23 protein-coding genes and 1 rRNA gene are annotated in these 22,858 nt (G+C 67.4%); 10 read left to right on the plus strand and 14 right to left on the minus strand.

Translation table 11 applies throughout. The features are described from left to right. Nucleotide 1: 1 nt before the first annotated feature. Nucleotides 2-433 carry a DUF4149 domain-containing protein gene (locus GZH52_RS11250; protein WP_163316554.1) on the plus strand — a complete coding sequence of 144 codons (432 nt, stop codon included), beginning with the start codon at nt 2-4 and terminating at the stop codon, nt 431-433. Nucleotides 434-487: 54 nt separating this feature from the next. Here GZH52_RS11250 and yhbY read toward each other — a convergent pair whose 3' ends face one another. Next, nucleotides 488-814: a ribosome assembly RNA-binding protein YhbY gene (yhbY, locus tag GZH52_RS11255; RefSeq protein WP_163316555.1), complete on the minus strand. Its 327-nt coding sequence runs from the start codon at nt 812-814 to the stop codon at nt 488-490. Nucleotides 815-935: 121 nt separating this feature from the next. Between yhbY and rlmE the strand changes: the two genes are divergently transcribed. From rlmE to glmM, 4 genes are all read left to right on the plus strand, one after another. After that, on the plus strand, nt 936-1,553 hold the full coding sequence (gene rlmE, locus GZH52_RS11260) for a 23S rRNA (uridine(2552)-2'-O)-methyltransferase RlmE (RefSeq protein ID WP_163316556.1): 618 nt from the start codon (nt 936-938) through the stop codon (nt 1,551-1,553). A 76-nt stretch (nt 1,554-1,629) separates the two neighbouring features. After that, nucleotides 1,630-3,537, plus strand: coding sequence for an ATP-dependent zinc metalloprotease FtsH (gene ftsH, locus GZH52_RS11265; RefSeq protein WP_163316557.1), 1,908 nt, complete (start codon nt 1,630-1,632; stop codon nt 3,535-3,537). A gap of 69 nt (nt 3,538-3,606) precedes the next feature. Beyond that, nucleotides 3,607-4,458 (plus strand): dihydropteroate synthase, encoded by an 852-nt coding sequence (gene folP, locus GZH52_RS11270; protein ID WP_163316558.1) that lies wholly within the window; start codon nt 3,607-3,609, stop codon nt 4,456-4,458. 35 nt (nt 4,459-4,493) lie between these two features. Next, nucleotides 4,494-5,828 carry a phosphoglucosamine mutase gene (glmM, locus tag GZH52_RS11275; protein WP_163316559.1) on the plus strand — a complete coding sequence of 445 codons (1,335 nt, stop codon included), beginning with the start codon at nt 4,494-4,496 and terminating at the stop codon, nt 5,826-5,828. A 65-nt stretch (nt 5,829-5,893) separates the two neighbouring features. On the opposite strand, the gene GZH52_RS11280 is transcribed toward glmM, so the two are convergent. The 8 genes from GZH52_RS11280 to dapC all read right to left on the minus strand — a co-directional run bounded on the left by GZH52_RS11280 (nt 5,894) and on the right by dapC (nt 11,930). Continuing rightward, a complete protein-coding gene (locus GZH52_RS11280; protein ID WP_163316560.1) occupies nt 5,894-6,676 on the minus strand; it encodes an MlaA family lipoprotein in 783 nt (260 codons plus the stop codon). Continuing rightward, complete coding sequence (locus GZH52_RS11285) at nt 6,673-6,951, minus strand: STAS domain-containing protein (protein WP_163316561.1); 279 nt, start codon at nt 6,949-6,951, stop codon at nt 6,673-6,675. The genes GZH52_RS11280 and GZH52_RS11285 overlap by 4 nt, the downstream gene beginning before the upstream one ends. Further along, nucleotides 6,951-7,565, minus strand: a complete 615-nt coding sequence (locus GZH52_RS11290) for an MlaC/ttg2D family ABC transporter substrate-binding protein (RefSeq protein WP_163316562.1) — start codon at nt 7,563-7,565, stop codon at nt 6,951-6,953. The genes GZH52_RS11285 and GZH52_RS11290 overlap by 1 nt, the downstream gene beginning before the upstream one ends. Nucleotides 7,566-7,631: 66 nt before the next feature. Then, nucleotides 7,632-8,111 carry an outer membrane lipid asymmetry maintenance protein MlaD gene (gene mlaD / locus GZH52_RS11295; protein WP_163316563.1) on the minus strand — a complete coding sequence of 160 codons (480 nt, stop codon included), beginning with the start codon at nt 8,109-8,111 and terminating at the stop codon, nt 7,632-7,634. Nucleotides 8,112-8,131: 20 nt separating this feature from the next. Beyond that, nucleotides 8,132-8,917 carry a lipid asymmetry maintenance ABC transporter permease subunit MlaE gene (gene mlaE / locus GZH52_RS11300; protein ID WP_163316564.1) on the minus strand — a complete coding sequence of 262 codons (786 nt, stop codon included), beginning with the start codon at nt 8,915-8,917 and terminating at the stop codon, nt 8,132-8,134. Then, nucleotides 8,910-9,776: an ABC transporter ATP-binding protein gene (locus GZH52_RS11305; RefSeq protein ID WP_163316565.1), complete on the minus strand. Its 867-nt coding sequence runs from the start codon at nt 9,774-9,776 to the stop codon at nt 8,910-8,912. The genes mlaE and GZH52_RS11305 overlap by 8 nt, the downstream gene beginning before the upstream one ends. An 85-nt stretch (nt 9,777-9,861) precedes the next feature. Continuing rightward, on the minus strand, nt 9,862-10,683 hold the full coding sequence (gene dapD, locus GZH52_RS11310; protein ID WP_163316566.1) for a 2,3,4,5-tetrahydropyridine-2,6-dicarboxylate N-succinyltransferase: 822 nt from the start codon (nt 10,681-10,683) through the stop codon (nt 9,862-9,864). A gap of 59 nt (nt 10,684-10,742) precedes the next feature. After that, nucleotides 10,743-11,930: a succinyldiaminopimelate transaminase gene (gene dapC, locus GZH52_RS11315; protein WP_349290656.1), complete on the minus strand. Its 1,188-nt coding sequence runs from the start codon at nt 11,928-11,930 to the stop codon at nt 10,743-10,745. A gap of 53 nt (nt 11,931-11,983) precedes the next feature. Here dapC and GZH52_RS11320 point away from each other — a divergent pair, with 53 nt between their 5' ends. After that, complete coding sequence (locus GZH52_RS11320) at nt 11,984-12,898, plus strand: DMT family transporter (RefSeq protein WP_163316568.1); 915 nt, start codon at nt 11,984-11,986, stop codon at nt 12,896-12,898. On the opposite strand, the gene GZH52_RS16865 is transcribed toward GZH52_RS11320, so the two are convergent. From GZH52_RS16865 to GZH52_RS11335, 3 genes are all read right to left on the minus strand, one after another. Next, the gene (locus GZH52_RS16865) at nt 12,892-13,533 is read right to left on the minus strand and encodes a SlyX family protein (protein WP_239058100.1); all 642 of its coding nucleotides are present in this window, start codon (nt 13,531-13,533) and stop codon (nt 12,892-12,894) included. The genes GZH52_RS11320 and GZH52_RS16865 overlap by 7 nt on opposite strands. Before the next feature lie 18 nt (nt 13,534-13,551). Continuing rightward, complete coding sequence (locus tag GZH52_RS11330; RefSeq protein WP_163316569.1) at nt 13,552-14,865, minus strand: Na+/H+ antiporter family protein; 1,314 nt, start codon at nt 14,863-14,865, stop codon at nt 13,552-13,554. A gap of 80 nt (nt 14,866-14,945) precedes the next feature. Next, on the minus strand, nt 14,946-15,716 hold the full coding sequence (locus GZH52_RS11335) for a class I SAM-dependent methyltransferase (protein WP_163316570.1): 771 nt from the start codon (nt 15,714-15,716) through the stop codon (nt 14,946-14,948). 67 nt (nt 15,717-15,783) lie between these two features. Here GZH52_RS11335 and GZH52_RS11340 point away from each other — a divergent pair, with 67 nt between their 5' ends. After that, complete coding sequence (locus tag GZH52_RS11340; RefSeq protein ID WP_163316571.1) at nt 15,784-18,036, plus strand: DNA internalization-related competence protein ComEC/Rec2; 2,253 nt, start codon at nt 15,784-15,786, stop codon at nt 18,034-18,036. Here GZH52_RS11340 and GZH52_RS11345 read toward each other — a convergent pair. Next, the gene (locus GZH52_RS11345; RefSeq protein ID WP_163316572.1) at nt 18,006-18,782 is read right to left on the minus strand and encodes a ParA family protein; all 777 of its coding nucleotides are present in this window, start codon (nt 18,780-18,782) and stop codon (nt 18,006-18,008) included. The genes GZH52_RS11340 and GZH52_RS11345 overlap by 31 nt on opposite strands. A gap of 28 nt (nt 18,783-18,810) precedes the next feature. After that, nucleotides 18,811-19,278: a surface-adhesin E family protein gene (locus tag GZH52_RS11350; protein ID WP_163316573.1), complete on the minus strand. Its 468-nt coding sequence runs from the start codon at nt 19,276-19,278 to the stop codon at nt 18,811-18,813. 130 nt (nt 19,279-19,408) lie between these two features. Between GZH52_RS11350 and recQ the strand changes: the two genes are divergently transcribed. The 3 genes from recQ to GZH52_RS11365 all read left to right on the plus strand — a co-directional run. Then, complete coding sequence (recQ, locus tag GZH52_RS11355; protein WP_163316574.1) at nt 19,409-21,208, plus strand: DNA helicase RecQ; 1,800 nt, start codon at nt 19,409-19,411, stop codon at nt 21,206-21,208. Between the two features lie 73 nt (nt 21,209-21,281). Beyond that, entirely contained in the window at nt 21,282-22,499 is a 1,218-nt protein-coding gene (gene argJ, locus GZH52_RS11360) for a bifunctional glutamate N-acetyltransferase/amino-acid acetyltransferase ArgJ (protein ID WP_163316575.1), read from the plus strand. A 291-nt stretch (nt 22,500-22,790) separates the two neighbouring features. Further along, nucleotides 22,791-22,858, plus strand: a 16S ribosomal RNA gene (locus tag GZH52_RS11365); the annotation flags it as partial.

A 22,858-nucleotide genomic window follows, 5' to 3' on the forward strand; every position in this document is an offset into this window, starting at 1 on the left:
CATGGATCGCTTACGCGCAGTCGCCCGCACGTTCTGGGTGGGCGGAATCTGGATGGTCGGCCTGATGGTCGCGCCGGTGCTGTTCGCGTCGCTGGACAAGGTGACGGCGGGAATGGTTGCCGGCAAGCTGTTCGCCAACCTCGCGTGGATCGGGCTGGTGTGCGGCGTGTTCCTCTTGGCCGACTACATCTGGCGGGTCGGCGCGCGCGGCGTGAAGGAGGGGACGTTCTGGCTGATCGCCGGCATGCTCGTGTGCACGGTGGTCAACCACTTTGCGGTCACCCCCATCATCGCCGAGCTGAAGCTGTCGATGAACCAGGCGGCCGAGGGCCTGTTCGGCGGCGGATTCGCCACCTGGCACGCGATCTCCAGCCTGATCTACCTGGTGCAGAGCCTGCTGGCGCTCGCCTACGTGGTGCGGCGCGACAGCTAGGCATGAAAAAAGGCGGTGGCTGTCGCCACCGCCTGTATGCAGGGCTTGCCCGGTTCAGGGCATCGCCTTGAGCGCCTTCTTGTTCTTGGGCAGCACAACGCGCTCCTTGTCGGAAGGACGCCACAGCACCAAAAGCTTGCCGATATGCTGGACCTGGGCGGCGCCCAGGTCGTCGCAGATCTGCTCGAACATGGCGACGCGGGCGTCGCGGTCGTCGCCGAGCACGCGCACCTTGATCAGTTCGTGTGCGTCGAGGTTGATCGCGATCTCGCGCATCACCGACTCGGTCAGGCCGCTGTTACCTATCATGACGACAGGCGAGAGTCCGTGCGCCAAACCCTTCAGGTAGGTGCGCTCGAACGAGGAAAGTTCGATTTTCATGGTCAGGCTCGCAAAGCAAAACGGGATTCTACCCAAAAGCGGCGAGCTTTGCCCATGTCCGTGTGTGGAAAATATCAGATAAACAGGGACTTGCCGCCCGGGGCGGCGGCTTGGACAAGGTATGAAGAGAAGCAAGAGCAGCAACGCGTGGCTCGCCGAGCATGTGAACGACCACTGGGTGCAGCAGGCGCAGCGCGACGGTTACCGCGCGCGCGCGGCGTACAAGCTGTTGGAAATCAACGAGAAGGACAAGCTGATCCGTCCGGGTACCGTGCTGGCCGACTTGGGTTCGGCGCCGGGCAGCTGGTCGCAGGTTGCCGCGCGCATCGTCGGCGACAGCGGACGGGTGTTCGCGCTCGACATCCTGCCGATGGATCCGATCGCCGACGTCCAGTTCATCCAGGGTGACTTCCGCGAAGACGAGGTGCTCGCCGAGTTCGTCGATTTGCTGGGCGGGCGCGAGCTCGACCTTGTAATATCGGACATGGCACCCAACATGTCAGGCATGAGCGTTACCGACCAGGCGCGCAGTTTCCTCCTTTGCGAGCTGGCGCTGGAATTTGCGCGCGAACAGCTGAAACCCGGCGGCCATTTTCTGGTCAAGGTATTTCAGGGCAGCGATTTCCAGTCTTACCTCCAGGCGATGCGCGAGGTCTTCACCGAAGTGGTGACGCGCAAGCCCAAGGCTTCCCGCGACCGGTCGACCGAAATCTACCTGCTGGGCAGGGGACGACGCTGACATTGCGGGCGCTGCAGATTACAATCGAAATGACTAAACTGGTTTTAACCGTCAGGGCATACAGGAGTCCGCTCGCGTGAACAACATCGGCAAGAATATCGCCATCTGGGTCATCATCGGTTTGGTGCTGATGACTGTGTTCAATCAGTTCAACAAGCGCCAGGATACGCAGAACCAGATCGAATATTCGCAGTTCGTCAGCGATGTCGAGTCGGGCAAGATCCAGTCGCTGACCATCGAGGGCGACCCGCTGCGCGGCCAGTGGCTGAAGGGCAAGCGCACCGACGGCTCGGCGTTCAGCACCTTCGCGCCCTTCGACTACCGCCTGGTCGACGATCTGGTGAAGAACAACGTCCGCTTCGGCGCCAAGCCCGAAGAGCAACCGTCGATGCTGATGAGCATCTTCATCAGCTGGTTCCCGATGCTGCTGTTGATCGGCGTGTGGATCTTCTTCATGCGCCAGATGCAGGGCGGCGGCAAGGGCGGCGCGTTCTCGTTCGGCAAGAGCAAGGCGCGCATGCTTGACCAAGAGTCCAACTCCATCACCTTCGCCGACGTCGCCGGCTGCGACGAAGCGAAGGAAGAGGTGAAGGAGATCGTCGACTACCTGCGCGACCCCTCGCGTTACCAGAGCCTGGGCGGTCGCATCCCGCGCGGCATCCTGCTCGCGGGCTCGCCGGGTACCGGCAAGACCCTGCTCGCCAAGGCGATCGCCGGCGAAGCCAAGGTGCCGTTCTTCAGCATCTCCGGTTCCGACTTCGTCGAGATGTTCGTCGGCGTCGGCGCGGCGCGCGTACGCGACATGTTCGAGCAGGCGAAGAAGAACTCGCCGTGCATCATCTTCATCGACGAGATCGACGCGGTCGGCCGCCAGCGCGGCGCGGGCCTCGGCGGCGGCAACGACGAACGCGAGCAGACGCTGAACCAGCTCTTGGTCGAGATGGACGGCTTCGAGACCAACTCGACCGTGATCGTGATCGCCGCGACCAACCGTCCGGACGTGCTCGACCCGGCGCTGCAGCGCCCGGGCCGCTTCGACCGCCAAGTGGTGGTGCCGCTGCCGGACATCCGCGGCCGCGAACAGATCCTCGGCGTGCACATGCGCAAGGTGCCGATCGCCGCCGACGTCAACGCCGAAGTGATCGCGCGCGGCACGCCGGGTTTCTCCGGCGCCGACCTCGCCAACCTGATCAACGAGGCAGCGCTGTTCGCCGCGCGCCGCAACAAGCGCCTGGTCGACATGGAGGACCTGGAGTCCGCCAAGGACAAGATCATGATGGGCGCCGAGCGCCGCTCGATGGTGATGAGCGAGGAAGAGAAGCGCAACACCGCCTACCACGAGTCCGGCCACGCCGTCGTCGCCAAGCTGCTGCCCAAGTCCGACCCGGTACACAAGGTGACCATCATCCCGCGCGGCCGCGCGCTGGGTGTGACCATGCAGTTGCCGGAACAGGACCGCTTCGCGTACGACCGCGGCTACCTGCTCGACCGCATCGCCATCCTGTTCGGCGGCCGCATCGCTGAAGAGCTGTTCATGCACCAGATGACCACCGGCGCGTCGAACGATTTCGAGCGCGCGACACAGATGGCGCGCGACATGGTGACCCGCTACGGCATGAGCGACAAGCTGGGGCCGATGGTATACGGCGAGAACGAGGGCGAGGTGTTCCTCGGCCGCTCGGTGACCACCCACAAGAACGTGTCGGAGGCGACCATGCAGCAGGTCGACGCCGAGATCCGCCGCATCATCGACGAGCAGTACGCGCTGGCGCGCAAGTTGCTGGACGACAACCGCGACAAGGTCGAGGCGATGACTGCCGCGCTCCTGGAGTGGGAAACCATCGACGCCGACCAGATCAACGACATCATGGACGGCAAGCCGCCGCGTCCGCCCAAGCCGGGTAGCGGTTTCGCACCGCGCACCGACGACAAGCCGACCACGCCGCCGCCGGCGCCCAGCGCGACCCCCGCGCAGGAACTGTAAGCGATCCAGCCCGCGGGGCGGCAGTCTGACTGCCGCCCCGTTTTTTATTTGTCTTTCCGCCCCGACCCTATGCAGACGCTTTCCTGCGGGCGCTACGCGCTCGACCTCTCCCGTCCCGTCGTGATGGGCATCGTCAACGTCACTCCCGACTCCTTTTCTGACGGCGGCCGCCACCACGCGCCAGAGCAGGCGCTCGCGCACGCGCAGCGGCTGATCGACGAGGGCGCCGCGCTGATCGACATCGGCGGCGAGTCGACCCGCCCGGGGGCGCCAGAGGTGAGCGTGGACGAGGAACTCGCGCGGGTGATGCCGGTACTCGAACTGGTTGGTTCACTTGGCGTGCCGGTCTCGCTCGACACCCGGCGCACCGCGGTGATGCGCGCGGCACTCGCCACCGGCCTCGTCGACCTGATCAACGACGTGAGCGCGCTGGAGGACGAGGGCGCGCTGGAGGTAGTCACTGGCCGCGGCGTCGCTATCTGCCTGATGCACAAGCAGGGCAACCCGGACACCATGCAGCAGGCGCCAGCCTATGGCGACGTGGTCGACGAGGTCGGTGGCTACCTCGCGCGCCGCGTCGCGCTGTGCGTGGACGCAGGCATCGAGCGTGAGCGCTTGCTGGCCGACCCGGGCTTCGGTTTCGGCAAGACGCTGGCACACAACCTCGCGCTGCTGCGCGGGCTTGGCAGGGTGGAGCAGATGGCCGGCGTGCCGCTGCTTACCGGCCTCAGCCGCAAGTCCATGCTGGGCGCGATCACCGGCGAAGCCGACCCGCAGCAGCGGCTGGGCGCCAGCGTCTCCGCCGCGCTGGCGGCGGCGAGAGGCGGCGCACGCGTGTTGCGCGTGCACGACGTGAAGGCGACCTGGCAGGCGCTGGCGGTCGAGGCCGCGCTCACGGCTGACGGCGGCGATGCGGCGTGAGAAAATGCCGTTTTTGGACAAGACAGGCGTGAGCGATGAGCCGTAAATATTTTGGTACCGACGGGGTGCGGGGCGAGGTCGGGCGTTTCCCGATCACGCCGGAATTCGTGATGAAGCTCGGCTACGCGGCGGGCAAGGTGCTGGTGCGCCACGACGCCGGCCACCGCCCGCATGTGCTGATCGGCAAGGACACCCGCATCTCGGGTTATATGCTCGAGGCTGCGCTGCAGGCGGGCTTCACCGCCGCCGGCGTCAATGTGTTGCTGACCGGCCCCTTGCCGACGCCGGGCATCGCGTACCTGACGCGCGCGCTGCGTCTGGAAGCCGGCGTGGTGATCTCGGCGTCGCACAACCCCTTCTTCGACAACGGCATCAAGTTCTTCGCCGAGGGCGGTACCAAGCTGGACGACGCGCTCGAACTCGAGATCGAGGCGATGCTCGAGCAGCCGATGGAGACGGTCGGCGCGCGCGAACTGGGCCGTGCGCGGCGCATCGACGGCGCCGCCGAGCGTTATATCGAGTTCTGCAAGAGCAGCTTCCCGAACGAGCGCGATCTCAGGGGCGTCAAGCTGGTCGTCGATTGCGCCAACGGCGCGACCTACCATATCGCGCCCAAGGTCTTCCACGAACTGGGCGCCGAGGTGGTGGTCATCGGCGGCGAGCCGGACGGCTTCAACATCAATGAAAAGGTCGGCGCGACGTATCCAAAGACCCTGCAGGCGGCCGTGCTGCAGAACGAGGCCGACTACGGCGTCGCACTGGACGGCGACGGCGACCGCCTGATCATGGTCGACCGCCGCGGCCAGGTGTACGACGGCGACCAGCTGATCTACGTGATCGCCAAGGCGCGCGCGGCGCGCGGCGAACTCAGGGGCGGCGTGGTCGGCACCGTGATGACCAATCTGGCGATGGAGCTCGCGCTCAAGGCGCGCGGCATCGAATTCGGCCGCGCCAAGGTCGGCGACCGCTACGTGCTCGAGATGCTGCACGCCAATGGCTGGCAGGTCGGCGGCGAGGCGTCCGGCCACGTGCTGGCGCTGGACAAGCACACCACCGGCGACGGCATCATCTCGGCGCTGCAGGTGTTCGCGAGCCTCGCCGAGTTGGGCAAGGACCTGTCCGAAGTCTGCCGCGACTGGCAGCCCTTCCCGCAGAAGCTGATCAACGTGCGCCTGAAGGGGCAGGACTGGCGCCAGGCGTCGGCCGCGATGCTCGCCGAGGCCGAGGCTGCGCTTGCCGGGCGCGGCCGCGTGGTGCTGCGCCCGTCCGGCACCGAGCCGGTGGTGCGGGTGATGGTCGAGGCCGACAGCGAATCGCTCGCCATCGAGTGGGCGGGCAAGATCGCCGAGGCGATCGAGGCCGCGGCCTGAGCGTCTGCTGCACCCCATGACAAAGGCCCGCTTGATGCGGGCCTTTGTCATGGCGCTTGATGGCGTCAGGGCTTGGCCGGTGCCACTTGGGCTGCCGGCGCGGACGCGTCGTCGCCGACCAGGTCGTCGATGTCGATGTCTTCCTCGTCGCTGTCCTTGGGCAGGGTGGTGCCGACCTCTTTGGCGCGCATCTGCATGTACGCGTCACGGGTGAAGGTGTACGCGTCGAGCGAGGCTTCGTCGAGCTGCTTCTCGAGGCCGAGCAGGCGTTCGCGCTGGCTGACGCCGTACAGCCCGTAGAACGCGGCGGCTTCCGGCGTGTTGTGGTAGACCAGCTGTTCGGGGCCGGGCATCGAGAACGACAGGCCAAGGCCCGAGCCGTCACGTACCGTCGACGGGCCGAAGAAGGGCAGTACCAGGTAGTTGCTCTGCTTCCAGCCCCAGCTGGCGAAGGTGTCGCCCAGCGTGGTCTTGTTGTCGGCTAGGCCCGCCGGCGTCGCAATGTCGATCAGGCCGAACAGACCGAAGGTCGAGTTCAGCGTGAAGCGCATCAGGTCGTTCAGCGCCTTCTCGGGTTCGGCGCGCAGCGTGTTGTTGAACAGGCTGTAGAAGTCCTTGAGGTTCGCGTAGAAGTTGCTGATGCCGGTGCGCACCGGGCTTGGCGTCACCGCGCGGTAGCCTTCGGCGACCGGCTTGACCACGTTGCGGTCGAGCGCGCTGTTGAAGCCGTACACCTTGCGGTTGAACGGCTCGTACGGGTCGTACGGGTTGTTCGGGTTGCTGGCGCAGGCCGTCAGCAGCGCGCTGGCGACGAGCGCCGGCAGCAGGCGGCGGGCGGGGGTCTTCATGCGGTGAACTCCTCGACCAGGGTGTCGGCACCGTACAGGCGGGCCAGGCTCGCCACCGTCGGCGGTGCGTGCTCTACCCGCAAGCGCCCGCCGCGTTTGGCTTGCGCGCGCGCCAGCTCGAACAGGAGCGACAGCGCGGCCGAGTCGCACTGGGTGACGGCGGCGAGGTCGACGGTCAGCGTGCCGGACGTGGCTGCTGCGCGCACGCGCGGCAACTGCGGCGCGATCTCGAGCATGGTCAGCGCGCCGGACAGCGTGATCGTCGCATCCGCCATCAGGCCGCTCCCCGCGTGAGCTTGGCGTTCTTGTCCTGCAGCGCGCGGATCAGGCCGTCGATGCCGCCCTTGCGGATCTCGTCGCCGAACTGGTTGCGGTAGACGGTGACCAGGCTCGCGCCTTCGACGCTGACGTTGAACACCTTCCAGCCGGCGGCGGTCTTGTACAGCACGTAGTCGATGGCGACCGGCTTGTTGTCCTTGCTGGACGGCACCACCACCTCGGAGCGCACCGTCGCCTCGCGGCCCTCGTTGTTCAGCAGGACGTTGGGCTTGACGTCGATCTGCGCGTTCTTGAAGCGGGTCATGGTGCCGGAGTAGGTGCGCACCAGCATGGTCTGGAACTCGCGCGTCAGCGCCTGTTTCTGCTCGGGCGTCGCGTCGCGCCACCCGCGCCCGACCGCCAGTGCGGTCATGCGGGTGAAGTCGAACTTGGGGATGACCAGCGCTTCGACCTGGCCGCGGACCTTCGCGGTGTTCTTGCCGTCTTCCTTCTTCAGCATGTCCAGCACCTGCGCGGAGGTGTCCTGGATCAGCGATTGCGGGGTGTCGGTAGCCAGCGCGGGCGTGCAAAGCCCGAACAAGACCAGTGCGGCGATCAGATACTTTTTCATGTCAATGCATCCACTCGGTGGGTTGTCGTTTTTGGATTCAGTTTAAGTGCTGCGGCAGGACGGCGCTCAGGGCTGCTTGCTGTCCTGGCCGCTGCCTTCGGCGAAGCTGGTCATGAACTTGCCGATCAGCTGTTCGAGCACCATCGCCGACGAGGTGATCGCGATGCGGTCGCCCGGCTTCAGGTCTTCCTCGTCGCCGCCCTGCACGAGGCCGATGTACTGCTCGCCGAGCAGGCCGGCGGTCAGGATCTCGGCGCTGGTGTCGCGGCTGAACGCGTACTGGCTGTCGATCGCGACGTTGACGCGGGCGAGGTAGTTCTTGGTATCGAGCGCGATGCCGGTGACGCGGCCGACGACGACGCCGGACGCCTTGACCGGTGCCTTGACCTTGAGCCCGCCGATATTGTCGAACTCGGCGTACAGCGTGTAGGTCTTGTCTGCGCCTTGCGGCGTCAGGTTGGCCACCCTCAGCGACAGGAAGGTGACGGCGGCGAGGCCGATGGCGACGAAGATGCCGACCCACAGGTCGATGGTTGTGCGTTTCATACCCGTTTATCCGATAACTGTCAGAACATGAAGGCGGTCAGGACGAAGTCCAGCGCCAGGATGACCAAGGCCGAGGTCACCACCGTACGGGTGGTGGCGGCCGACACGCCGGCGGCGGTCGGCGTCGCGTCGAAGCCTTCGAACACTGCAATCAGGGTGACGGCGGCGCCGAAGAACAGGCTCTTGATCATGCCGTTGACCACGTCGACGTGCAGGTCGACGTTGGCCTGCATCTGCGACCAGTAGCTGCCGCCGTCCAGCCCGATCAGGATCACGCCGACGTAGTAGCCGCCCAGGATGCCCATCACGTTGAAGAGCGCGGCGAGCACCGGCATCGACAGCACGCCGGCCCAGAAGCGGGGCGCGACGACGCGGGCGATCGGGTTGACCGCCATCACGTTCATCGCGTCGAGCTGTTCGGTCGCCTTCATCAGGCCGATCTCGGCAGTCATCGCCGAGCCCGAGCGGCTGGCGAACAGCAAGGCGGCGAGCACCGGCCCCAGCTCCCTCAGGAGCGACAGCGCGACCAGCGCGCCCAGGGCGTCGGCCGAGCCGAAGCGCACCAGCGTGGTGTAGCCCTGCAGGCCGAGCACCATGCCGACGAACAGGCCGGAGACGATGATGATGATCAGCGAGAGCACGCCGGCGAAGTAGATTTCGCGGATCACCAGGTGAAAGCGGGTGAGGCTCTGCGCCGAGTTCATCAGGATCGCGAGGAAGAAGCGGCTGATGAAGCCCAGGCGGCGGATCGCCTCGATCACCCAGTGGCCGAGGCGGATAAAGGGCGTGAGCAAGGTGTCAAGCATGGGGCGCTCCCAGGCCTAAGTCGGCCGACAGGCTGGTCGCGGCCGGGTAGGCCAGGTGCACCGGGCCGTCGGCCTCGCCGCGCACGAACTGGCGCACCCACGGCGAGTCGGACGCGCGCACCTCGTCCGGCGTGCCCTCGGCGATCAGCGTGCCGCCCGCGACGAAGTACACGTAGTCGACGATGTTCAGCGAGTGCTGCACGTCATGCGTCACCATCACCGAAGTGGTGCCCAGCGCGTCGTTGAGTTTCTTGATCAGGTGGGCAATCGCGCCCAGCGAGATCGGGTCGAGGCCGGTGAACGGCTCGTCGTACAGCATCAGCTGCGGGTCGAGCGCGATCGCGCGCGCCAGCGCGATGCGCCGTGCCATGCCGCCGGAGAGCTCGGCCGGCATCAGTGCCTCGGTGCCGCGCAGGCCGACCGCGGCGAGCTTCATCAGCACGAGGTCGCGCACCATGCTGTCGGGCAGGCGGGCGTGTTCGCGGATCGGGAAGGCGACGTTGTCGAACACCGACAGGTCGGTGAACAGCGCGCCGAACTGGAACAACATGCCCATGCGGCGGCGGTGTTCGAACAGTTCGCGCTCGCTCATGTGCTCGACGTGGCGGCCGTCGACGATGATCTCGCCCTGCTGCGGCGCAACCTGCCCCGAGATCAGGCGCAGCAGCGTGGTCTTGCCGCTGCCGCTGCCGCCCATGATGGCGACCAGGCGTCCGCGCGGGATCTTGAGATTGATGCGCTCGAGGATGGTTCGCTCGCCGTAGGCGAAGCTCACGTCCCTAAGCTCGATAAAAGGGGCTGTGTCCACTGTGTTTTCGTTGCAAGAAAGGCGGGCCCATTCAGGCTCAAAGCCCGCCATTCTACCTGTCGGGGCGGTTGCCGGCCAATGGCGGGCAACAAACGGCAACAATGCTGTTGCCGCTTTGTTGCACCGCACTGGCGAATCAGACGCCGCGCAGCAGTTCGTTGATGCTGGTCTTGGCGCGGGTCTTGGCGTCGACCTTCTTGACGATCACCGCGCAGTAGAGGCTGTGGCTGCCGTCGGCGGCGGGCAGGTTGCCCGACACGACCACCGAACCGGGCGGGATGCGGCCGTAGCTGACTTCGCCGGTCTCGCGGTCGTAGATCTTGGTGCTCTGGCCGATGTAGACGCCCATCGAGATCACCGAGCCTTCGCCGACGATCACGCCTTCGACCACTTCCGAGCGCGCGCCGATGAAGCAGTTGTCCTCGATGATGGTCGGGTTCGCCTGCAGGGGCTCGAGCACGCCGCCGATGCCGACGCCGCCGGACAGGTGCACGTTCTTGCCGATCTGCGCGCACGAGCCGACCGTCGCCCAGGTGTCGACCATGGTGCCCTCGTCGACGAAGGCGCCGATATTGACGAAGGACGGCATCAGCACGGTGTTCTTGGCGATGAAGGAGCCCTTGCGCACGACGGCGCCCGGCACCGCGCGGAAGCCCGCTGCCTGGAAGTCCTGGGCGTGCCAGTCGGCGAACTTGGTGTCGACCTTGTCGAAGTAGCGGCTGACGCCGTCGTCCATCAGCTCGTTGTCGCGGATGCGGAACGACAGCAGGACGGCTTTCTTTGCCCACTGGTTGACGACCCACTGGTCGCCCTGTTTTTCTGCGACGCGCAGGTGGCCGTTGTCCAGTTCGTCGATGACCTGCCCGATCGCGGCCTTCAGTTCGGCCGACACGGTGGCCGGGGTGATGGCGGCGCGGTCTTCGAACGCGGTTTCGATCAGCGATTGCAGCGGATGCATATGGTTGAGTCCTTTGGCTAGATGGATGGCGACCGTCATGGTGTCTCGTCTGTCACGGGTTATCGGTAGTGTTGCCGGATAAAGCGCGCGATGCGGTGGGCGGCGTCGGTGCACTCGGCAAGCGGCGCGACCAGCGCGATGCGGATATAGCCGAGGCCGGGATTCTCGCCGTGCGCGTCGCGCGCGAGGAAGCTGCCGGGCAGCACGGTGACGTGTGCCTCTTCGAACAGCGCGCGCGCGAACGCGGTGTCGTCGCTGCCGGGCACTTTCGCCCACAGGTAGAAACTCGCGTCCGGGCGCTGCACCTCGAGTACGTCCCCGAGGATGGGCAGGACCGCGTCGAACTTCGCCTGATAGGCGTCGCGGTTGGCCACGACATGCGCCTCGTCGCCCCAGGCGGCGATGCTGGCCGCCTGCACGGGCAGGCTCATCGCACTGCCGTGGTAGGTGCGGTAGAGCAGGAAGCGCTCGAGCAGCGCGGCGTCGCCGGCGACGAAGCCCGAGCGCAGCCCCGGCGCGTTCGAGCGCTTGGAGAGGCTGGTGAACATCACCAGGCGTTCGAAGCCGCGGCCAAGCTTGTTGGCTGCTTCGAGCCCGCCCAAGGGCGGCGTGCCGAAATGGATTTCGGAGTAGCACTCGTCGGAGGCGATCACGAAGCCGTAGCGGTCGGACAGCGCGAAGAGCTCGCGCCAGTCGTCAAGGTCCATCACCGCGCCGGTCGGGTTGCCCGGCGAGCACACGATCACCAGCTGGGTGCGCTGCCAGGTCGCCTCGTCCACGGCAGACCAATCGGGCAAGAAGCTGCTGCCTGCCGTGCAGTTGACATAGAATGGCTCGGCGCCGGCGAGCAGCGCCGCGCCTTCGTAGATCTGGTAGAAGGGGTTGGGTGAGATCACCACCGCGTCGCGGCTGCGGTCGACGACGGCCTGCACGAAGGAGAACAGCGCCTCGCGGCTGCCGTTGACCGGCAGCACCTCGCGCGCAGCATCGAGCGTGACGCCGTAGCGGCGAAACGCCCACGCCGCGCACGCTTCCCTGAGCGCGTCGGTGCCCAGCGTGGCCGGGTAGCCGGACAGGCCGTCCAGCTTGCCCACCAGCGCGTCGGTCAACAGCGCCGGCGTCGGGTGCTTGGGTTCGCCGATCGACAGGTTGACGTGCGCGAGCTGCCCGTTCGGGCGCGCGCCGGCGAGCAGCGCACGCAGGCGCTGGAAAGGGTAGGGTTGCAGACGGTCAAGATCCGGGTTCACGGTAGGCCTTCGCTGTGCACTGCCACAAAAGCTGATCATCTTATGAAATGAATATGAATCTTGCAAAGCAAAAGCGGCTCGCCGTCGCCTGCGTCCTGACCACTTCGCTGGTATGGGGGCTGATGTGGCTGCCGATCCGCGCGCTGCAAGCGGGCGGGATCGGCAACTGGACCACGTCGCTGTGCATTTATCTCGTCGCGACTTCGCTCGGGCTTGCGTTGTTCTGGCGCACCTACCGCGAAAAGTTCCGCTTCTCGCTGTCGCTGTTGCCGCTCCTGTTCGCGTTTGGCTGGTGCAACTTCAGCTACGGCTGGGCGTTGACCGAAGGGCCGGTGGTGCGCGTGCTGCTGTTTTTCTACCTGTCGCCGCTGTGGACGGCGCTGTTCGCCCGCGTATTGCTTGGCGAGCGGCTGACCCGGACCGGCTACGGTGTGGTTGCCCTGTCGCTGGCGGGGGCGCTCGCCATCCTGTGGCGGCCGGGGGTGTTCGCCGGTGAAATGCCGCTGAGCCACCTGTACGAGTGGCTGGCGCTCTCCGGCGGCATGGCGTTCTCGCTGGGCAATGTCTTGAGCCGCCGCTCGACGCACCTGCCGCTGCCGGTGAAGTCGGCGACGATCTGGCTGGGGGTGGCGATCTTCGCCGCCGGCGCGCTGACGCTGCAAGGAGAGCTGGGTTCGGTGCTGGAAGTGCCGCCGCTTGGGTGGGCGGTGATCGGCGCGCTCGGGGTGACCTTGCTGTGCACCAGCGTGCTGTCGCAGCACGGTGTGTCGCTGTTGCCGGCAAGCCAGGTGACCGCGCTGATGCTCTCCGAACTGGTGTTCGCCGCGGCGTCGGCCTGGCTGATGGCCGGCGAGCCGGTGCGCGGCAACGAATGGCTGGGCGGCGCGCTGATCATAGGCGCCAGCCTGTTTTCCGGGCGGATGAGCCGCCCAGCACGCCGGCTCGCGGTAGCCTCCGCCACTCAGTAGTGCGGCGGGATCTCGTCGCGCAGCGAGCGCGGCGCGGCGCCGTCGTCGCCACCGCGCTGTGTCTGCCGGTACAAGAGGCGCAGCTGCTCCTGCAGCAGGTCGATTTCCTGCTGCTGGCGCGCCAGCGTCTGGCTGAGCGCGTCGACCGTGTCGTCGAGCCAGGCGGCGCGGATCTCCAGCTCGTCGGCGCGCCGCTGGGCGTCGCGCGCGGCGAGCCAGTTCTCCAGTTGGGCGACCCGGTACGGCCGCCCGAACAGGCGGTAGAGTTCGACCCAGTCTTCGGCCGCCATCCAGCGCACGCCGTCGCGCGTCTCGGTGCTTGCCGCATCGAAGCGCCAGCGGCCGCCGTCCAGGCCGGCCATCAATTCGACCGTCGTGCCGTCGTCGGCGAGCAGGCGCGCGAAGCGGCGGCTGCGCCGTTGCGGGTGGTGCGCGACGTCGACGGGCTCGGCGATGGCCAGGAGGCGCGCCTCGGCCTGCGCGAAGTCCTCTTCGCTCACCACCAGGTCAAGGTCGTGCGGCGCGGCCTCCAGCCCCAGCGTGTAGAGCAGCACGCTGCCGCCGACCCCCCAGGCGAGTCCATCGAGCAGCGGGGCGACCTTGTGCGCGAGCGCGAGCGGGGCGGCAGTCTTCATGTGTTGTCCTTATAGGGTTTACAGGACCATCGCCGCGACCCAGCCGGCCGCCATCAGCGGCAGGTTGTAGTGCAGGAAGGTCGGGATCACGGTGTCGCGGATATGGTCGTGCTGGCCGTCGACGTTCAGGCCGGCGGTCGGCCCCAGTGTCGAGTCGGACGCCGGCGAGCCGGCGTCGCCCAGCGCGCCGGCGGTGCCGATGATGGCGACGGTCGCCAGCGGCGAGAAGCCGAGTGCGGCGCACAGCGGCACGTAGATGGCGGCGATGATGGGTACGGTCGAGAACGACGAGCCGATGCCCATGGTGACGAACAGGCCGACCAAGAGCATCGCGAACACCGCCAGCGCGCGGTTGTGGCCGAACAGCTCGGCCGACGCGGAAACCAGCGGCGCGATCTGGCCGGTCGCCTTCAGTACCTCGGCGAAGCCCTGCGCGGTGATCATGATGAAGCCGATCATCGCCATCATCTTCATGCCTTCGGTGAACACGTCGTCGGCGTCGCGCCAGCGCACCACGCCGGTCGCGATGAACAGCAAGAAGCCGACCAGCGCGCCCATGATCATCGAGCCGGTGTAAAGCTGCACCGAGAACGCGGCGACGATGGCGGCCAGCGCAGTGACGAGCGACTTGCGGCTGACCTTGGCGTGGGTGCGTTCGCTCTGCTCGATGCGGCCCAGGTCATAGTGGCGGGGCTTCCTGTAGCTGACAAACAGCGCGATTAGCAGGCCCGCGAGCATGCCGGCGGCGGGAATGGCCATCGCGTGCATCACGTTGACGCCGGAGACGTCCATGCCTGCCTTGGCGATATTGGCCAGCAGGATCTGCTTGAGGAAGATGTCGCCGAAGCCCACCGGCAGCAGCATATAGGGGGTGACCAGGCCGAAGGTCATCACGCAGGCGACCGCACGGCGGTCGAGCTTCAGCTTGGCGATCACGAACAACAGCGGCGGCACCAACAGCGGGATGAACGCGATATGGATGGGGATCAGGTTCTGGCTGGAGACGCTGACCAGCGCGAGCACCAGCAAGAGGCCCCACTTGAGCGTGCCGGCAGCGTGGCCTTGCTGCAGGCGCGCGAGCGCCGCGTCGGCCAGCGCGTGCGGTAGCCCGGACTTGGCGATGGCGACCGCGAACGCACCCAGCAGCGCGTAGGAGAGCGCGACCGACGCGCCGCCGGTGATGCCCTGGTTGAAGGCGGCGAGGGTGTCGGCGAGCGGCAGGCCGCCGGCGAGGCCGCCGGCGATCGCGCCGATCAGCAGGCTGATCACGACGTGGGTGCGGGCCAGCGACAGACCCAGCATCAAGAGGACGGCAAGCAGGACGGCGTTCATGGTGTGCTCGTTTGCAAAATCGGAATCCATTCAGGGTAACGGCGGTGATGGCTCCCTGTCGAGATCGCGAGCGTGTACTTTCAGGAAAGCGCCTTGCGCACGTAAAGGTCGAAGCGCGTCGACTTGCCCTCGATCACCACGCTGGGCTTGGGGCCTTCGATCGGCGCACCGAGGCGCGGCCGCTTGACGACCACCCGCTTGTCGGCGGCGCCGATCGCGGCGGTGAGCAGTGCCGCGCTGTCCAGGTCGTCGCCGATCACCTGCTGGAACGCCTGCATGTCCTTCTTGGCCGCCGCGCTCTTCTTGTCGGTGTCCGGGAACATCGGGTCGACGAACACGACGTCGGGCTTGTCCTCGTCGGCAAGCGCCGCGAGCCAGGCGATCGAATCGGCGTGCACCAGCGACATCCGCGCGGCGATGTCGGCGGTGGCGGGGTCGCGCGCGGCGCGTCCGATCGCGTCGAACAGCAGCGCGCACGCCACCGGCGAACGCTCGACAAGCGTCACCCGGCAGCCCAGGCTCGCCAGCACGAAGCTGTCGCGGCCGAGGCCGGCGGTGGCGTCGATGACGGTGGGCAGCGTCTTTGCGCTCTTGAGGCCGATCGCGCGCGCGACCGGCTGGCCGCGGCCACCGCCCTGTTCGCGGCGGTGCCGCGCGGCGCCCTCGACAAATTCCGCGTAGACCGCGCCGTGCTTGCCCGTTGTGCACAACTCCAGCCGCTCGTAACCGAGCTCGAGCCAGTAACCCGCTTGGGGCACGGCCGACCCCCACTCGAAACCGAAGCGGGTGATCAGGTCTTGGGCGTAGTCGCGGCGCTCGGGCGCGCGCAGGATCAGGGGCAGGGCGGGCATGGCGGTATGGGCAGTGGTTCAGGGTGCGCACGATAAGCGAGTGCACCGTCCGCGTCTAGCATAAGGCATGGATCGTTTGGCCGCCTTCTGCCTGGGGATCGCGCTCACCGCGCTGTTGCCCGGCTTGCCCTCATCCGCCGTCCTCCTGTCGACGCTGCCGGTGCTGTTTCTGCTGTTTGCGCTGGCGCGTCTGGCCCGGCCGCGCTGGCTCGCCAGGGCCGTGTGGGGGCTTGCCGCCTGCCTGCTTGGGTTTGCGTGGGCGGCGTGGCGTGCGGATCTGAGGCTTGCCGATGCGCTGCTGCCCGAGCGCGAAGCCGTGCCAACCGTGGTGGTCGGCGAGGTCGCGTCCTTGCCGGTAGAGGGCGAATTCGCCACGCGTTTCCGGCTGCGGGTGCTTGAGGCGCCGCCGGGCGTGCCGGACGAGGTGCTCGTCAGCGACTACCGGCACCGCGCATGGCCGGCCGGCAGCGTGTGGCAGACCACGTTGCGGCTGCGCGCGCCGCGCGGCGTCGCCAACCCGGCCGGCTTCGACGCCGAGGCGTGGTACTGGAGCGAAGGCATCCGCGCGACGGCAACTGTCGGCAAGGCGCGCGTGGCGATGGGCGAGGCGCCGTGGTGGCGAGCCGGCGTCGACCGCGTGCGCGAGGCGGCGCTTACGCGCATCTACCGGGTACTTGGCGAGGGCGACGCGGCGGCGCTCATTGCTGCGCTGACCGTCGGCGCGCAAGGCGCGCTGTCGCCCGAGCTGTGGCAGACGCTCAGGCAGACCGGCACCGTGCATCTGATCAGCATCTCCGGCGTGCACGTGACGATGCTCTCGGCGCTCGCCGCGTGGTGCGCCCTCGTGCTTACGCGGCGTTTCGGCGGCGGCGCGACGCCCAGGGTGTGGGTCGCGCTCGCGGCACTGGCCGCCGCCTTGCTCTACAGCGCGCTGGCGGGTTTCGCGCTGCCGACGGTGCGTACGCTGCTCGCGCTTTCCGCAGCGACGCTGTTTTTGCTCATGCGCCGGCAAACGGGCGTGTTCACCGTGTGGCGGGCGGTGCTCGCACTGGTGCTGCTGGTCGACCCGTTCGCGGTGCTCGCGCCAGGGGTATGGCTGTCGTTCGGCCTGGTCGGTGCCTTGCTGTGGGCCGGCTTCGGCCGCAGGCCGCAGTCTGGCTGGCGGCAGGTACTCGCCGGGCAGTGGGCAATCGCGCTGGTGTCGCCCTTGCCGCTGTTGTGGCTGTTCGGCGAGCTGCCGCTGATATCGGCGCCGGCCAACCTGGTCGCCATCCCGTGGGTGACGCTTTTGCTCGCGCCCTTGTCGCTTGTCGCGCTCGTCCTGCCGTGGAACTGGCCGCTAGCTGCTTGCGGGCAACTCGCCGAAGCGTTCGTGTGGGCGATGCAGGGCTTGGCGCAGTTTCCGCAGTGGTCACCGCCGGCCTTGCCGCCACCCTTGCTGCTGCTGGCGCTGCCGGCGGCGTTGTTGCTGCTGTTGCCGTTGGGCGCGGGCTGGCGGGCGCTGGCCGCCTGCCTGTGGCTGCCGCTTTTTATGTGGCGGCCGCCGCAGCCGGCGCCGGGTGAAGCCGAGGTGAGGATGTTCGATGTCGGGCAGGGGTTGTCGCTGCTGGTGCGCACGCAGCGCCACACGCTGCTCTACGACACCGGCGCGGGGGATGCTGCGCGCGTGCTGCGCCCGCAACTGGTCGCGCTCGGGGTGGGGGCGCTCGATACGCTCATCCTGTCGCACGACGACGCCGACCATGTCGGCGCCGCGGCTTCGCTCATGGCGTCCTTTCCCGTGCGGCGGGTGGTCGCCGGCCAGCCGGAGCGCCTTGCCGCGCGCGGTGTGCTGCAGGCGCAGCCTTGCGTGCGCCGCTCGTGGGTGTGGGACGGTGTGAGGTTCGATGTGCTGCCGGGCGAGGCAGGCGCGGCAGACGACAACGCGGCGAGCTGCTCGCTGCGGGTGGCGACGCCGTCGCGCGCCTTGCTGGTGACCGGCGATCTGCCGCAGGCTGCCGAAGCGGCACTCATCGGGCGCTACGGGCGGGCGCTCACTTCGGACGTATGGGTGGCCGGCCACCACGGCAGCAGGACTTCCAGTTCGCCCGCGATTCTGGGTGTGGTGCGTCCGGCGTGGGCGCTGGTGAGCGCCGGCTACCGCAACCGCTACCGTCATCCGCACGCCGAGGTGCTCGCGCGCTTCGGCGCGCTGGGCGTGCGGGTGAAACGCACCGACCTGGACGGCCAGTTGACGGTGCGGTTGGGGCAGACGGTAGTGGTCGAGGCGTGGCGCGCCCAGGCGCCGCGTTACTGGCGGGCCGGGCCCAGTGCGCCGTAGAGCTCGGCAAAGGCCTGCGTCAGCTTGTGGCGCGTATCGAACCACGGCATCGGCGTGCACGCCTCGTGTGATTCGCGCACGCGCACCGACGCGGGCAGCGGCGGGTCGAGTACCGGCAGGCCGTCGGCGCGCAGCTGGTCGACCAGCCGTTTGGGCAGGCTCGCGCGCGGCTGGAACTGGTTGACGACGATGCCCTCGATTTCGAGCGACGGGTTGTGGTCGGCGCGGATCTCGGCGACGTTGTCGATCAGCGCGAGCAGCGCCTGGTGCGAGAAGGTGTCGCAGTCGAAGGGGATCAGGCAGCGGTCGGCGGCGATCAGCGCCGAGCGCGTGTAGAAGTTGAGCGCGGGCGGGGTGTCGATCCACACCTCGTCGAAGCGCCCGTCCAGGCTGTCCAGCGCCTCTTTCAGCTTGAACATCTTGTAGCGCGATTCGAGCTTGCCCATCAGCTCGGAAAGTTGCGGGTGGGCGGCCAGCAGACTGACGCCTTCGAAAGGTGTCGCCTGCACGAATTCCAGCGGCTTCTTGCCGAACAGGCTGATGCTCAACATCTGCTCGAACAGGCCGGCGGCGCCGCTGGCCGGGTCACTCTCTACCTCGCCTGTCAGGTAGTGGCTCGCGTTGCCCTGCGGGTCGAGGTCGACCACCAGCACCCGCTTGCCCCGGCATGCGGCGCTCGCCGCCAGGTTGACCGCGATCGTCGACTTGCCGACGCCGCCTTTCTGGTTGAACACCACCCTGCGCATAAGCCTGTCCCTTCTGAGGGGGCGAGGCTCAGTTGCCGGATGCCCCGCACACGTATTCGTACTGGTGATAGCTTGCCGAATTCTTGACGATCGGCATCGCTCTGATCTGTTTGTCATTATACGTGTACGGCGTGCCGATCTGGCGACCGTTTTCGTCGAACAGCGCGACGCCGGTCAGGCGCACGGTGCGCGCCTGGCAGTCGACCACCCACTGGTTGACCGAAACCTTGTGCGGCGGCGTGTTGAGGAAGTTTTCCTTGCGCGGGTTGAACACGGTCTTGCGGCCGCGGAAGGAGAATTCGCGGTCGCCGACCTTGCGGATGCTCAAGCCGTCGATCTCGTGCAGCACGTTGCCCGACGGCGACACGCCAAGGTTGTGCCAGTCGGCGTTGGCGACCGGCTTGGACGGCACGCTCGGCCGCTCGGTCGGGGTGCGGGTGGCGCAGCCGGCGAGCGCGAGCGCGGCCAGCGAAGCGAGTAGGGTGTATGTACGCATGTGGACCTCCGTTGGACGGCGAGTCTCGCACAAACCGGCCCCGAGGTCAGCCTGCCGCCTTTGGGTTCGAGGGGTTTCGCGCATACAATGGGCCGCTTTCAGCCCTCCTTAAAGGTGCGCCCGGCCTACCATGCGCGAAGCTCTGGATATCCTGCACAAGCTGTTCGGCTACCCCGCCTTCCGCGGCGACCAGGCCCGTATCATCGAGCGCGTCGCCGGCGGCGGCCACGCGCTGGTGCTGATGCCGACCGGCGGCGGCAAGAGCCTGTGCTACCAGATCCCGGCGCTGATGCGCGACGGTGTCGCCGTCGTCGTCTCGCCGCTAATCGCGCTGATGCAGGACCAGGTCGCCGCGCTGACCGAGCTGGGTGTCGACGCGGCCAGCCTCAACTCGGCGACACCGCCCGATGAGGCGCGCCGCATCGCCGCCGGCGCGCGCGCGGGCACGCTCAAGCTCCTGTACGTCGCGCCGGAGCGCCTGCTCGGCGGGCGCTTCCTCGAATTTCTCGAAGGCGTTCCCGTCTCGCTGTTCGCGATCGACGAGGCGCATTGCGTGAGCCAGTGGGGGCACGATTTCCGCCCCGAGTACCAGCAACTGGGCGTGCTCGCCGAGCGCTTTCCCGACGTGCCGCGCGTCGCGCTGACCGCGACCGCCGACGCGCGTACCGAAGCCGACATCGTCCACTTCCTGCGCCTCGATGGCATGCCGGTGTTCCGTACCAGCTTCGATCGGCCGAACCTCTTCTATCAGGTGGTCGAAAAGCACGAGGCGAAGAAGCAGCTGCTGTCCTACATCCAGCGCGAACACCGCGACGAGCCGGGCATCGTCTACTGCCTGTCGCGCAAAAGGGTCGAGGAGTTCGCGCAGTGGCTGTGCGACAACGGCGTGCGCGCGCTGCCCTACCACGCGGGGATGAGCCACGAGGCGCGCGAGGCGAACCAGCGGGTGTTCCTGCGCGAGGACGCGGTGGTGATGGTCGCCACCGTTGCCTTCGGCATGGGCATCGACAAGCCCGACGTGCGCTTCGTCGCCCACGTCGACATGCCGAAGAGCCCAGAGAACTTCTACCAGGAGTCCGGCCGTGCCGGGCGCGACGGCCAGCCCTCGGCCAGCTGGCTGTGCTACGGCCTTAACGACATGGTGCAGCTCACCCAGATGATCCTCGCCTCCGAGGCGCCGGCGCTGCAAAAACAGGTCGAACTGGCCAAGCTCGACGCGATGGTCGCCTTCTGCGAGACGGCCGAGTGCCGGCGCGTGCAGATCCTCGCCCACTTCGGCGAGACCATCCAGCCGTGCGGGCATTGCGACAACTGCCTGCATCCGCCAGCGACCTTCGACGCCACCCAGTCTGTGCAGAAGCTGCTCTCCTGCGTGTGGCGGGTCGGCCAGCGTTTCGGCGCGCGCCATGTGGTCGACGTGCTGCTCGGGCGCAGCAACCAGGCTATCGTCGACGCCGGCCACGACAGGCTGTCGACCTGGGGCATCGGCCGCGAACTCACACAGCGGCAATGGCGCTCGCTGGTGCGCCAGCTGGTCGCGCGCAAGATCGTCGCCATCGACGTCGCGCGGGGGCAGTCGCTGGTGCTGACCGAGGCGAGCCGGCCCATCCTCAAGGGTGAGGAACAGGTCCGCCTGCGCGTGCTGGTCGACGACACGCGCAACCGCACCAGCGCCGGCGAGACCTGGCTGCGCACCGAGCGCGAGGAGCGGCTGTGGCAGGCGCTGCGCCGCTGGCGCAAGTCGGTCGCCGACGAGCACAACGTGCCGGCGTACGCGGTGTTCAACGACCGCACCCTCAGGGAGCTGGTCGAGCAGCGCCCGCTGAGCGCGCACGCGCTCAGGCGCATCTACGGCCTGGGTGAACTCAAGCTCGCGCGCTACGGCGACGCGCTGCTCGAGTGCCTGCAGGGCGCCGCCGGCGACGACTGAGGCCGCTCGACGCGCGCGGCAAATCCGTTACAATCGATTGGAATAAGAAATCCACCCAATCGGAGAAATTGTCATGGCTGTCAACCTGTCCGTTCCCGCACGCGACGCCCTGCGCGCGGTCCCCGGCGTCACCCTGGAAGTCGCCGAGGCCGGCATCAAGAAGCCCGGCCGCAAGGACTTGCTGGTGATCACGCTGGACAAGGGCAACACCGTCGCCGGCGTGTTCACGCAGAACCGCTTCTGCGCGGCGCCGGTCGTCGTCAGCAAGGCGCACCTGGACGCCGGCGTGCAGGTCCGCGCGCTGGTGGTCAATACCGGCAACGCCAACGCCGGTACCGGCGAGCAGGGCCGCGCGAACGCGCTGGCGGTCTGCGCGGCGCTGGCCGAAGAGCTCGGCTGCGCGCGCGAGCAGGTGCTGCCGTTCTCGACCGGGGTGATCCTCGAGCCGCTGCCGGTCGAGCGGCTGATCGCCGGCCTGCCTACCCGCCGGGCGGCCGACTGGCTGGACGCGGCGAACGCGATCATGACCACCGACACCCAGCCGAAGGCGGCCAGCCGCACCTTGCAGCTTGGCGGCCGCGAGGTGGTGATGACCGGTATCGCCAAGGGCGCCGGCATGATCCACCCGAACATGGCGACTATGCTCGGCTTCGTCGCGACCGACGCGACGGTGACCCGCCCGGTGCTGCAGCAACTGGTGCGCGAAGTCGCCGACGTGTCGTTCAACTGCATCTCGGTCGACGGCGACACTTCGACCAACGACAGCTTCATCCTGATCTCGACCGGCCAGGACGCCGACGCGCTGATCGACTCGGCCGAGCACCCGGACTACGCGCCCCTGAAGGCCGCGCTGACCGATCTCTCTATTGAGCTGGCGCAGGCAATCGTGCGCGACGGCGAAGGCGCGACCAAGTTCATGACTGTCACCGTCGAAGGTGGCCGCACCCAGGACGAGTGCAAGGCGGTCGGCTACGCCATTGCCCGCTCGCCGCTGGTGAAGACGGCCTTCTTCGCGTCCGACCCCAACCTCGGCCGTCTGCTCGCGGCGATCGGCTACGCCGGCATCCACGACCTCGACGTCGAGCGGATCGAACTCTATCTGGACGAAGTGCTGGTCGCCGCCGACGGCGGCCGCCATCCTGGCTACCAGGAAGCCGACGGCCAGCGGGTGATGGCCAAGCCGGAGATCACCGTGCGCGTCCGCTTGAACCGCGGCGCAGTGCAGGCGACCGTGTGGAGTTGCGACTTCTCCTACGACTACGTGCGGATCAACGCCGACTACCGCAGTTGAACCTGCGAAATCGGGGCGCCCGCAGAAGTGGGTGCCCTTTTTCTTATTCAAATCAGTCGCATGACGATTTTGTTGCGGTTTTTGCGTGGCCGGGTGTTGACGGAGGCGGGCCGCAAACGTATAGTTCGCCACCTCGACGCAACGCACACAACGCGAAACGTCACTGCTCTTTAACAGAACGAACAACCGATAGGTGTGAGTGCTTGGCGCAGCCAACACTTGCACTGCAAGAAGAAGGAAACGAAAGTTTCTTTGGACTTGCGTGCCAGAAGTACGAAAAAGTTAGAGATTGAACTGAAGAGTTTGATCCTGGCTCAGATTGAACGCTGGCGGCATGCTTTACACATGCAAGTCGAACG

Source organism: Crenobacter caeni, assembly GCF_010435965.1.
Classification (GTDB): Bacteria; Pseudomonadota; Gammaproteobacteria; order Burkholderiales; family Chromobacteriaceae; genus Craterilacuibacter; species Craterilacuibacter caeni.